This window comes from Roseovarius nanhaiticus (assembly GCF_900156535.1).
Classification (GTDB): domain Bacteria; phylum Pseudomonadota; class Alphaproteobacteria; order Rhodobacterales; family Rhodobacteraceae; genus Roseovarius; species Roseovarius nanhaiticus.
The window spans coordinates 49,489-60,865 of the sequence record NZ_FTNV01000004.1 but is presented as its reverse complement, the minus strand read 5'-3'; the positions used below and the strand labels follow the sequence as shown (position 1 = coordinate 60,865).

The 11,377-nt window shown below is 63.8% G+C and carries 10 protein-coding genes; 8 read left to right on the top strand and 2 right to left on the bottom strand.

The annotated features are described in order from the left end of the window. The first annotated feature begins 14 nt into the window (after nucleotides 1-14). The 5 genes from BW975_RS16015 (at nucleotide 15) to BW975_RS15995 (ending at nucleotide 6,152) form a co-directional block, all read left to right on the top strand. Entirely contained in the window at nucleotides 15-1,193 is a 1,179-nt protein-coding gene (locus BW975_RS16015) for a 2-aminoethylphosphonate--pyruvate transaminase (protein WP_076535362.1), read from the top strand. 15 nt (nucleotides 1,194-1,208) lie between these two features. After that, entirely contained in the window at nucleotides 1,209-2,453 is a 1,245-nt protein-coding gene (gene phnA / locus BW975_RS16010) for a phosphonoacetate hydrolase (protein ID WP_076535361.1), read from the top strand. Continuing rightward, entirely contained in the window at nucleotides 2,453-3,901 is a 1,449-nt protein-coding gene (phnY, locus tag BW975_RS16005) for a phosphonoacetaldehyde dehydrogenase (RefSeq protein WP_076535360.1), read from the top strand. The genes phnA and phnY overlap by 1 nt, the downstream gene beginning before the upstream one ends. A 68-nt stretch (nucleotides 3,902-3,969) precedes the next feature. Next, complete coding sequence (pbfA, locus tag BW975_RS16000) at nucleotides 3,970-5,316, top strand: (R)-1-hydroxy-2-aminoethylphosphonate ammonia-lyase (RefSeq protein WP_083687157.1); 1,347 nt, start codon at nucleotides 3,970-3,972, stop codon at nucleotides 5,314-5,316. A gap of 62 nt (nucleotides 5,317-5,378) precedes the next feature. Then, nucleotides 5,379-6,152, top strand: a complete 774-nt coding sequence (locus BW975_RS15995; protein WP_170846616.1) for a DMT family transporter — start codon at nucleotides 5,379-5,381, stop codon at nucleotides 6,150-6,152. Here the strand turns inward: BW975_RS15995 and BW975_RS15990 are convergent. Both BW975_RS15990 and BW975_RS15985 read right to left on the bottom strand, forming a co-directional pair. Further along, entirely contained in the window at nucleotides 6,143-7,150 is a 1,008-nt protein-coding gene (locus BW975_RS15990; RefSeq protein WP_076535357.1) for a 2-hydroxyacid dehydrogenase, read from the bottom strand. The two genes, BW975_RS15995 and BW975_RS15990, sit on opposite strands and share 10 nt — an antisense overlap. Nucleotides 7,151-7,162: 12 nt before the next feature. Further along, nucleotides 7,163-8,380, bottom strand: a complete 1,218-nt coding sequence (locus BW975_RS15985; RefSeq protein WP_076535356.1) for an NAD(P)/FAD-dependent oxidoreductase — start codon at nucleotides 8,378-8,380, stop codon at nucleotides 7,163-7,165. Between the two features lie 271 nt (nucleotides 8,381-8,651). On the opposite strand from BW975_RS15985, the gene hemP reads away from it, so the two are divergent. The 3 genes from hemP (at nucleotide 8,652) to BW975_RS15970 (ending at nucleotide 11,254) form a co-directional block, all read left to right on the top strand. Beyond that, on the top strand, nucleotides 8,652-8,819 hold the full coding sequence (gene hemP / locus BW975_RS15980) for a hemin uptake protein HemP (protein ID WP_076535355.1): 168 nt from the start codon (nucleotides 8,652-8,654) through the stop codon (nucleotides 8,817-8,819). Between the two features lie 47 nt (nucleotides 8,820-8,866). After that, entirely contained in the window at nucleotides 8,867-10,129 is a 1,263-nt protein-coding gene (locus BW975_RS15975) for an imelysin family protein (RefSeq protein ID WP_076535354.1), read from the top strand. Between the two features lie 105 nt (nucleotides 10,130-10,234). Beyond that, nucleotides 10,235-11,254: a hypothetical protein gene (locus tag BW975_RS15970; protein WP_076535353.1), complete on the top strand. Its 1,020-nt coding sequence runs from the start codon at nucleotides 10,235-10,237 to the stop codon at nucleotides 11,252-11,254. Nucleotides 11,255-11,377: the final 123 nt, after the last annotated feature.

The window sequence follows — 11,377 nt, the reverse complement described above, 5'->3', positions numbered from 1 at the left end:
CGGAGCGTTTTGACATGACCGCGCCACTTGATCCGCCAAAACTGGGCGAGCCCTATCTGCTGACACCTGGCCCCCTCACCACCTCGTATGCGGTCAAGGAGGCGATGCTGCGCGACTGGGGAAGCTGGGATGACGACTTCCGCGCCATGACGCGCGAGTTGCGCACGCGCCTTCTGGCGATGCTGGGCGAGGGTGCCGGTGATTTCGACTGCGTGCCCATGCAAGGCAGTGGCACTTTCGCGGTCGAGGCGATGCTTGCGTCGTTCATCCCCCGCGATGGCAAGGCGCTGGTGCTGGCCAATGGCGCCTATGGCAAGCGTTCGGCGCAGACGATGGAGTATCTGGGCCGCGACTTCGTGCTGGTGGACAAGGGTGATTACCTGCCCCCGCGCGGTGACGAGGTGGCGAAGATCCTGGCGGAAGATCCGGCCATTACCCATGTCGTCGCCATCCATTGCGAGACGTCGAGCGGTATCCTGAACCCGATCGAGGAAATTTCGCAGGCGACCTACGCGGCGGGCCGCAAACTGCTGATCGACAGCATGTCTGCCTTCGGCGCGATCGAGTTGAAGCCGTCCGAGATCCGCTATGAGGCGTTGGTCTCTTCGGCCAATAAATGCATCGAGGGCGTGCCCGGCTTCGGCTTTGTCATCGCCCGCAAGGCCGAGCTTGAAGCGGCCAAGGGCCGCTCGCACTCGCTCAGCCTCGATGTGCATGCGCAATGGGCGAACATGGCAAAGACCGGCCAGTGGCGGTTTACCCCGCCGACCCATGTGGTTGCCGCCTTCCTAGTTGCGCTCAAGGCGCATGAGGCCGAGGGCGGCGTCGCGGCGCGGGGCGCGCGCTATGCCCGCAACCGCGACGTGATGGTGGCCGGAATGCGAGAGCTGGGGTTCGAGACCCTGCTCAACGACCGCTGGCTGTCGCCGATCATTGTCACCTTCTTTTGCCCCGCGCATGAAAGCTTTGTATTCGACCGCTTCTATGCGCTGATGAAGGACAAGGGTTTTATCACCTACCCCGGCAAGCTGACGGTCGTGGACAGTTTCCGCGTCGGCTGTATCGGGCAAATGGACGAACACGTGATGCGCAAGGTCGTCGAGGCCGCCGCCGCATCGCTGAAAGAAATGGGCGTCGACGATGCCCGACCGCCGGCCATCGCGCTGGAAGAGCGCGCCAAGCTAGCCGCCTGAAGTCAAGGAAGACACATGCCCATTACGAAATCCGTCACTGCAAATGACCGCACCTATCCCGCGCCCAAGGTCTGCGCCATCGCCATCTGTCTGGACGGGTGCGAGCCGGAGTACCTGGAAAAGGCCATCGCCGATGGCCTGATGCCGAACCTCAAAAAGATGAAGGAAACCGGCACCGACCGGCTGGCCCATTCGGTGATCCCGTCCTTCACCAACCCCAACAACCTCAGCATCGCGACGGGCCGTCCGCCTTCGGTGCATGGGATCTGCGGCAACTTCCTATACGAGCCCGAGACGGGCGAGGAAGTGATGATGAACGATGTGCGCTTCTTGCGCGCGCCCACGGTGTTTTCCAAGTTCTTCGATGCCGGCGCCCGCGTCGCCATCGTGACCGCCAAGGACAAGCTGCGCGCGCTCTTGGGCGCGGGCCTCAAGTTCGACGAGGACCGCGCGCTGTGTTTCTCGGCCGAGAAATCCGACACCTCCACCAAGGCCGAGCATGGACAGGACAACGCCGCCGCGTGGCTGGGCATGAAGCGCCCCGAGGTCTATTCCGCCGAGCTGTCGGAATTCGTCTTTGCCGCTGGGGTCAAGCTGCTGCGCGAGTGGAAGCCGGACGTGATGTATTTGACCACCACCGACTGGGTGCAGCATAAGTATTCACCGGATCAGGCCGAAGCCAAGGCCTTCTACGAGATGTTCGACGGCTATCTGGGCCAGCTGGACGAGATGGGCGCCGCCATCGTCGTTACCGCCGACCACGGGATGAAGCCCAAGCATGATGCGAATGGCGATCCGCAGGTGATTTATGTGCAGGATCTCTTGGACGAATGGCTGGGCGAGGCAGAGGCCCGCGTGATCCTGCCCATCACCGACCCTTACGTTGTTCATCACGGCGCGCTGGGCGGTTTCGCCACCGCCTATCTGCCCGAGGGTGCGAACCGCGCCGATATCATCGCGCGCCTGCAAAAGCATGACGAACTGCTGGAGGTGATCAGCCGCGAGGATGCCGTCGCGCGCTATGATCTGCCCGCCGACCGCATCGGCGATATCGTCATGATCTCGACCGAGAACATGACCATCGGCACGTCCGAGCATCGCCACGATCTGGCCGCCCTGAACGAGCCGCTGCGCAGCCATGGCGGCCTGACCGAGCAGGAGGTGCCGTTCATCGTCAATCGCCAGGTCGATCTGAGCAATGCGCCCGAACTGCGCAATTTCGACGCGTTCTTCGTGGCCACCACGGCAGCGGCACAGTGATGGACAAGGCCGAACAGCGCCACGAAGGGATGCGCATCGGCGGTGACGTCGTCTTTGCGGATGATGTCATCGAGGTGCGTTATCCCTACACGGACGAGGTCGTGGGCAGCGTGCCCGCCGGCACGGACGAACACGCGCGCCGCGCCTTTCAGATCGCGGCGGATTATAAGCCGACCCTGACCCGCTACGAGCGCAGCGAGATCCTGAAACGCGCGGGCGAATTGATCGGCGAGCGGCGCGAGTACCTGGCGAAATGGCTGGTGCTGGAACTGGGCATCTGCCACCAGCACGCGATCTACGAGACGAAGCGCGCGCAGGATGTCTATCAATTCGCCGCTGCGCAGGCGCTGATGGACGATGGCGAGGTGTTCTCCTGCGATCTCACGCATAACGGCAAGGCGCGCAAGATCTACACGATGCGCGAGCCGGTGCGCTGCATCAGTGCAATCACGCCCTTCAACCATCCGCTGAACATGGTCAGCCACAAGATCGCGCCGTCGATTGCCACCAATAACTGCATGGTGTGCAAGCCGACCGAGCTGACCCCGCTCACCGCAATCGCGCTCGCTGATATCCTCTACGAGGCGGGCCTGCCGCCCGAGATGTTTCAGATCGTCACCGGCCTTCCGGACGCCATCGGCGACGAGATGATCACGAACGAGCATATCGACATCATAACCTTCACCGGCGGCGTGCCGGTGGGCAAGATGATCGCGTCCAAGGCAGGCTACAAACGGCAGGCGCTGGAGCTGGGCGGGAACGATCCGCTGATCGTGCTGAATGATCTGTCTGATGCGGATCTGGAGAAAGCGGCGACCATCGCCGTCGCCGGCGCGACCGGCAATTCGGGGCAACGCTGCACCGCGATCAAGCGCATTCTGGTGCAGGATAGCATTGCCGACCGTTTCGTGCCTCTGGTTCTGGAAAAGGCCAAGAAGATCAAGTTCGGCGACCCGATGGACCCCGAAACCGAGCTGGGTTGCGTGATCCACGCCAGGGCCGCCGAGATATTCGAAAACCGCGTGATGGCAGCGGGCGAGGCGGGGGCCACGATCCTCTACCACCCCGAGCGGCGCGGCGCGCTTCTGCCGCCCATCGTGGTCGATCATGTGCCGCATGACAGCGAGCTGGTGATGGACGAAACCTTCGGGCCGGTCATTCCCATCGTGCGCGTGCCGGATGATGATGGCGAGGTGATGAAGATCTCGAATGGCACGCCCTTCGGCCTCAGCTCGGGTGTTTGCACGAACGATCTAAACCGCGCGATTGCCTATATCAACGGGCTGAACGTGGGCACCTGCAACATCTGGGAGCAGCCGGGCTATCGCATCGAGATGTCGCCCTTTGGCGGGATCAAGGATAGTGGCAATGGCGTGAAGGAAGGTGTCATCGAGGCGATGAAATTCTTTACCAACGTGAAGACCTATTCGCTGCCTTGGCCGGGGTGACGGATTTTTGAAGAAAAAAAATCCGCGCCTCCGGCGGGAGTAATTCGGGAACAATGAAAGGCGCGGGGATGTATCACACTGAGGGCGAGTCCAATACGTCGGATGCGCGGCAGGCGTGGCTCAAGAAGTCGATCGGACCGCGCTCGGCGCCGCTTCTGCGGCGGGATTCCGATGCATTTCTGCATCAGAGCCTCAGCAGCCCCTGCGTCAGCACCATTGCCAAGGCCGAGGGCATCTGGATCGAGGATCTGGATGGGCGCCGGTTCATGGATTTCCACGGCAATTCGCTGCATCACATCGGCTATGGCCATCCGCGCCTTAAGGCGGCGATTGCAAATCAGATGGACGATCTGCCCTTCGCGCCGCGCCGTTTTACCAATGACCCTGCCGTGCGGCTGGCCGAGAAGCTGGCCGAGATCGCGCCGGGGGATCTGGGCAAGACGCTCTTTACCACGGGCGGGTCAGACGCCAACGAGGTGGCGCTCAAGATCGCCCGCGCCGCGACGGGGCGGTTCAAGACGGTCAGCTTTTGGGACGCGTTTCATGGCGCCGGAATGGGCTCGGCCAGCGTGGGCGGGGAGGCGACCTTTCGCAGCCATATCGCCGGGCCGCTCGTGCCGGGGGCCGAGCATGTCGCGCCCTTTGCCTGCTATCGCTGTCCCTATAATCACGCGGGTCCGGATGTGTGCGGGCTGGCCTGCGCCAAGATGGTCGAATACGTGTTGGAGCGCGAGGGCGATGTGGCTGCCGTCATCGCCGAGCCGATGCGCGCGGTGCCCTACGTACCGCCGCCCGGTTTCTGGAAGTCGGTGCGCGAGGCCTGCAACAAGCATGGCGCGCTTCTGATCCTCGACGAGATCCCCACGGGCCTCGGCAAGACGGGGCGCATGTTCGCCTTCGAGCATGATGACGTGATCCCGGATATCGTGACGCTGGGCAAGGCGCTGGGCGGGGGCATCCTGCCGATTGCGGCTTGCGTTGCGCGGCGCGATCTGGATGTCTGCGGCGATTTTGCCATCGGGCATTACACGCACGAGAAGAACCCGGTGACCGCCCGCGCCGCGCTGACCACGCTCGAGATCATCGAGGACGAAAACTTGGTCGAGCGCGCGGCCGAGCTAGGCGATTACGCGATGGCCTATCTGCGTGAGCGGCTGGACGGCTGCGCCATCGTGGGCGACATTCGCGGGCGCGGCCTGATGTTCGGCGTCGAGATCGTGCGGGACCGCCAGACCCGAGAGATGGGTCACGCGTTGGCTGAGGGGATCTATTACGCCTGTCTGGAAGGTGGGCTGAGCTTCAAGATCAGCCAGGGCTGCGTGCTGACGCTGTCGCCGCCCCTGACGATCCCGAAAGAGGATCTGACCCGCGCGCTCGATATCGTCGTGGCCGCTGTGCTGGAGGCCGCGCGCTGACGCTCGCCGTCTCGCTGATGGTGCTTTGCGCGGCGCTGATGCATGCCACGTGGAACGCGTTGATGAAGGGCGCGCCGGACCGCGCGGTGATGTCGGGTCTGCTGTGCATCGGGAACGCGGTCTTTGGCGCAGGGCTACTAATACTGGCGCCGGTCATGGCGCCCGAAGCGGTGCCTTGGGCGATTGCCTCCATCATCATTCACTGGGGCTATTTCTACATGCTCAACGTCGCTTATCGGCTGGGCGATCTGAGCCTGATCTACCCGATTTCGCGGGGCCTCGCGCCCCTTCTGGTCGCGCTCGGGGCGCAGGTCTGGATCGGCGAGACGTTGCCGCTATACGGCTGGCTGGGCGTCGGTGCGATCAGCGTCGGTATCTCTGTTCTGGCGGCGCCCGCGCTGCGCGGTGCGCTGCCTGTCGCGGGCGTCATGGCGGCCGTCTGCGTGGGCGTGATCGTGGCCAGCTATTCGCTGGTCGACGGGCTGGGCGTGCGTGCCTCCGGGGCGCCGCTGGCCTATATCGGATGGGTGTTCGTCGGAAATGTGACGGTTGCGCTCTATGTCCTGCCATCGCGGTGGGGCCGGCTGCGCGCGCTGCCCGCCCGCGCGATATGGATCGGCCTTCTGGGCGGGATCATTTCGGGCGCGGCCTACGGGCTGGTGCTTTATGCCAAGACGCTGGCGCCTTTGGGCCTCGTCTCGGCGTTGCGCGAAACCTCGGTGATCTTCGCAGCGATGATCGGTGTTCTGTGGTTCGGCGAGAGGCCGCGCGCACGGCGCGTGATCGCGGCGGTTATCGTGGCGCTGGGCATTGTCCTGATCGCCGGTCAGGGATAGCGTGCGCCGGGTTGGTCCTGCAGGCGCGGGTCGGTGGATTTGATCAGCACCGGGCGCCCCTCGATCAACTCGGCGCAGCGCTCCAGCGTCTCGCGCTCCAGCCGCTCCATCGCCTCCGCAGTGTAGAAGGTCAGATGCGGGGACAGGATGACGTTCTCCATCTCGTAAAGCGGGCTGATCATGTGGTCCTCGCGGCGGAGCGGCTCGTCGCTGAAGACATCGAGGCCGGCGCCCGCGATCCAGCTGTCTTGCAGCGCCCGCACCAGCGCCGCTTCATCCACGATGGCCCCGCGCGACACGTTGATGAGGTGCGCGTGCGGCTGCATCGCGCGCAGTTCGGCCTCGCCGATGAGGTGATGCGTGCTGTCATTCAGAACGCAGTGGATCGAGACAACGTCGCTCTGGTCCAGCAGTTCGTGAAGCGTCTTGGCGTGGCGCACGCCGAGCGCGGCCATGTCGCTGGCGGGTGTGTGGGGGCTGTAGGCGACGACATCCGCGCGAAAACCCTGCGCGCACATCCGCGCCATGCTGCGGCCGATCTTGCCAAACCCGATAAGGCCGATCGTCTTACCCGCGATATCGTTGCCCATCCAGCGCGGCTCGGGCCAGGCCCAGCCATGCGCGCGCATCTGGCGATCCAGCGGGATCAGCCGCTTGGCCAGCGCGATCATCAGCGTGAACGCGCCCTCGGCCACCGTTTCCTCGGCATATTCGGGGATGTTGACCACCGTGATGCCGCGCGCCTTGGCGGCGGGGATGTCGATGGCGTCGATGCCGACCCCGTATTTGACGATGCCGCGCAGCTTGGGCGCCGCCGAGATGACGCGCGCGGTGACGGGTGTGTAGCACATCAGCAAAAGATCCGCGTCCGCAAGCGCCGCGATCAGGCTGTCCTCATCTATCCCGTCCGGCAGCGTCACCAGATCATGCCCGGCGCCGCGCAGCGCGGCGTCGGTGATGGGGGTCTGCAGCTCGGCATCGGTGCGCACGATCTTCATGGGCGTGATCCCCTAAATAATGGCGGATTCGACATAGGGCTTGCCCGCCGCGATCCGCTCGAAATGAAACGGGCTGAGGTCGAGCGTGCGGTAGCGGCCATGCACCAACCATTCGGCGATGCCGCGCCCCATGGCGGGGGCCTGTTGCAGGCCATGGCCGGAAAAGCCATTCATGAAGAGGAAATTGGTCAGCTCCGGGTGGGGGCCGCAGATGGCATTATGGTCGAACGTGTTCATCGCATAATGCCCGGCCCATTCGCGCAGCACCTTGATCGCCTCGAACTGGGGGATGCGCGTGGCGATGGCGGGCCAGACATGATCCATCCAGATGCCATGATCCATGTCGAAATCATCAGGATCGACCGCCGGGTCGATATGGCTGTGCGCGCCGGCCATGTAGGTGTCCGCGCCGTCCTGCCGGATATGCACGCCCGAAGGATCGACGGTCAGCGGCAATTCGCGGCTCAGCGGCTGCGCCGCCGAGAAGGTCCAAGTGTACCGTTTGCGCGGCTCCACGGGGATGTCGATCCCGGCCATTGCGGCGGTGCGCGCGGCGCGCGGGCCGCTGGCGTTGATCAGCTGGCCGCAGGCGATGCGCTGCCCCGAGGCAAGGGCAACGCCGGTGACGCGCGCGCCGTCCCGCGTGATCCCGGTGACCTCATCTGCCAGAAATTCGACACCCTTTTCGCGGGCCTGGCGGCGCCACCAGTCGAAGACGGCCATGTAGTCCCAATAGCCCTCGTCCTTGGTGTTGATGCTGCCCAGCACCAGATCGTCCGTTGCGTAGAAGGGATATTCCGCCGCCAGCTCGTCCGGAGTCATCAGGCGCGTCCCGGCCCCCTCGGCGCGCTGGACGGCATGGGCGGCGCGCAGGGCGTCGGCGCCAGCGTCGGTATCGGCCAGATACATGTAGCCGTAATTCTGGATCTTCAGCTGTGGCACGCGTGGGTCGTTGCCCATATGCCGCGGCAGGTTCTGGATGAAGTCCGCGCCGAATTGCGAGATGCGCACGTTCAGCGCGCTGCTGAACTGCTGCCGAATGCAACTGTTGGTATGCCCCGTCGAGCATTTCTCGTAGCTGGGATCGCGGTCGATCACCAGAATGCGGCCATCGAAATCCGGATCCTGCGCGGTAAACCATGCAGCCGCCGACCCCATCATGGCGCCCCCGATGATGACGACATCGTAGCTGTCATGAGAGGGGGTCGAGATGTAGCTGTTGGGCGGCATCGGCGTGGTCCTTGGCATGTCGGCAGGCATTGCCCCGACTTTCATCACGCGGCAGTCAAAAGGCAAGCTCTGTGCGAATTAGGCTATGCCACCGGCCTCAAAAACCCGCATTGACTTTTCCGAGTGATTCACTCAAGTATGCCGTCGAGCCAGCCACCCCACGCGATTTGGCAGATGGGGAAGCCGACACCGACATTTGAACGAGGACGCACGCGATGGCGCAATTCATGCCTGGGCGTGACCATGCGCGCGCTCTGCGAAAGGCCCGTGCATGACCCACATCCCTTCGAACATCCAATCTGATCCTGGGGCGGAAACGCTTCCAACCTATGACGCGCGCCAGCTGGTTTCGGGCGGCGACGTCGCGCGCATCGCGCTCGAGGACAAGCTCTACACGCTGAGGATCACGCGGGCGGGCAAGCTGATCCTGACCAAGTGATCGGGCGTCCGCGCCGAATAGAAGTACTGACCAAAGGATATCTTTATATGAGCCGTCTATTTATGGGCACGACAGCCCTTGGCGTGGCGCTGAGCCTGCCGGCGCTGGCCGCCACCCAATCCGAAGTTCTAAGCACCTACGCCGATATCGCCGCTGCAGGATACGAGGACAGCGCCATCGCTGCGCGAGGCTTGCATGAGGCCATCGAGGCGCTGATCGAGACGCCGTCGCCCCAGGCTTTGACGGCTGCGCGCGCGGCTTGGCTGGCGGCGCGGGTGCCCTACCAGCAGACCGAAGTCTTTCGCTTTGGCAACGCCATCGTCGATGACTGGGAGGGGCAGGTGAATGCCTGGCCGCTGGATGAGGGGCTGATCGATTATGTCGACGCGGCCTATGGTGGCGCGTCGGACGAGAACGGTCTGAAGGCGCTGAACGTCGTTGCGAATACATCGTTTGACCTGTCCGGCCAAACGATCGATGCGGGCGCGATCACGCCTGATCTGCTGTCTGGCACACTGCATGAGGCAGGCGGAAACGAGGCGAATGTTGCCACCGGGTACCACGCGATCGAGTTTCTTCTGTGGGGCCAGGACCTGAATGGCACGGATCATGGCGCGGGCGATCGTCCCTGGACGGATTACGCCGCCGGAGATGCGTGCACCAATGGCAATTGCGACCGCCGCGCCGAGTATCTGGAGGCAGCGTCGGAATTGCTGGTGTCGGACCTTGATTGGATGGCCGCGCAATGGGCGCCGGGCGGCGCGGCGCGCGAGGCTGTCACCGAGGATGAGGCGGCGGGAATTTCGGCGATCCTGACCGGCATGGGCAGCCTCAGCTACGGTGAGCAGGCGGGCGAGCGGATGCGCCTTGGCCTCATGCTGAACGATCCCGAGGAAGAGCATGACTGCTTTTCCGACAACACGCACAACAGTCACTACTACGACGGTCTGGGCGTGCAGAATGTCTATCACGGCCAGTATGTGCGCATTGACGGCAGCATGGTCGAGGGCCCGTCGCTGGCCGATCTGACCGCTCAGGCGGACCCCGCGCTGGACACCGAGATGCAGGCCAAGCTGGCGACGACGATGCGCGCACTGGGCCGGATCAAGCTGGCCGCCGAGGCTGGCACCTCCTACGATCAGATGCTGGCGCGCGGCAACGAGGCGGGCGAGGCATTGATCATGGGCGGCGTTGACGGCTTGATCGCCCAGACCCGTACGATCGAGCGGATCACCGCAGCGCTGGACCTAGGCGATGTGTCCATCGAGGGCTCGGACAGCCTGGATCAGCCCAGCGCCGTTTTCGAGTAATACCATCCCGCGCGCCGCCCGGCATCGTCCGGACGGCGGGCCCCCTATGTCAGCACGCATTCCGCCAGCCAGACCTCATAATCATTCCGGAAAGACATAACTCCCATGAAGATCCTGGCCCCACTGACAGGCGCTCTGGCGCTGTTCTCGACATCTCCGACGCTTGCGCTGGAATACGGCCCGCTGACCGCGGAATTCACCGTGGAAATCGAAAATGGCTCGCTCTTCGAGTCCACCGATCCGGCGAACGAGATCAGCGATACCTACACCACCATTGAATCGGCGATTACGCTGGCCATCGGCGCCTCGTCGTCGCTGAACGCGTCTTTGGTGTTGGAGCCGATCACAGACGCCACGCGCGACCGCGCGTTCGAGGATCACGGGCTTTATGCGGAAGAGCTTTATTTCAGCCATGATTTCGGTGGCGCCGCTCTTCAGCTGGGCAAGTTCAACCCCGCCTTCGGCGTTGCATGGGATGAGGCGCCGGGCATCTTCGGTGCCGACTTTGCCGAAGATTACGAGCTGACCGAGCAACTGGGGGGCGCCGTTCTGGTACCTTTTGATTTGGGCGCTTCGGTCAATGTCCTGTCGGTGGCTGTGTTCCATGCGGACCGCACCATCCTGTCCGACTCGCTGGGCCGCGTGCGCGGTCAGAACAACATCAGCGCCGGCGGTGTCGCGAATACCGACGGCCCTGAGAGTATCGCCGCCGCGATTAACGGCGCGATTGGTGAGACCACCTACAATGTTGGCATCCAGCGCCTCGCGCGCGGCGCGGGCGACACGCATGACCAGACCGGGGCCGTTCTGGGGCTGACGCATACCTATGATCTGGGCCGGCCCGTCGCCCTCCTGAGTGAGATTGCATATTTCACCGATTTCGGCGGCACCAGCGCATCGGCGCGATATGGCACCGTCAGTGTTGCGGCGCCCTTCGGGCCGGTGACTGTATCGGGGACCTATTCCAATCGCGACGTCAGCGGCGCTCGCACGGATCATCTGGCCAGCATCTCGGGCGAGATGGAGCTGGCGCCGGGGCTGTTCGGATCCTTGGGATATCGGTGGGCGCGCGAGGGTACCGACAAGAACCAGACCATCGGCACGCTCATCACGTATGAGTTCTGAAGGGCGACGTCGGAATTGGGGTGGGTATCGGACGGTATCTGCACGCAAAAGTTGAATGCCGGCGCGCGGCGTTCTATCGAAATGTGATAGGCAGGGTGTCATCCGCTGCGGAAGGAAAGGGAT

Excerpts from the sequence above, each read along its gene's own strand:
- pbfA (WP_083687157.1), top strand. The coding sequence starts at position 3,970 with ATGTATCACACTGAGGGCGAGTCCAATACGTCGGATGCGCGGCAGGCG.
- BW975_RS15990 (WP_076535357.1), bottom strand. The coding sequence starts at position 7,150 with ATGAAGATCGTGCGCACCGATGCCGAGCTGCAGACCCCCATCACCGAC.
- BW975_RS15985 (WP_076535356.1), bottom strand. The coding sequence starts at position 8,380 with ATGCCGCCCAACAGCTACATCTCGACCCCCTCTCATGACAGCTACGAT.
- BW975_RS15995 (WP_170846616.1), top strand. The coding sequence starts at position 5,379 with ATGAAGGGCGCGCCGGACCGCGCGGTGATGTCGGGTCTGCTGTGCATC.
- BW975_RS15975 (WP_076535354.1), top strand. The coding sequence starts at position 8,867 with ATGAGCCGTCTATTTATGGGCACGACAGCCCTTGGCGTGGCGCTGAGC.
- phnA (WP_076535361.1), top strand. The coding sequence starts at position 1,209 with ATGCCCATTACGAAATCCGTCACTGCAAATGACCGCACCTATCCCGCG.
- BW975_RS15970 (WP_076535353.1), top strand. The coding sequence starts at position 10,235 with ATGAAGATCCTGGCCCCACTGACAGGCGCTCTGGCGCTGTTCTCGACA.
- hemP (WP_076535355.1), top strand. The coding sequence starts at position 8,652 with ATGACCCACATCCCTTCGAACATCCAATCTGATCCTGGGGCGGAAACG.
- phnY (WP_076535360.1), top strand. The coding sequence starts at position 2,453 with ATGGACAAGGCCGAACAGCGCCACGAAGGGATGCGCATCGGCGGTGAC.
- BW975_RS16015 (WP_076535362.1), top strand. The coding sequence starts at position 15 with ATGACCGCGCCACTTGATCCGCCAAAACTGGGCGAGCCCTATCTGCTG.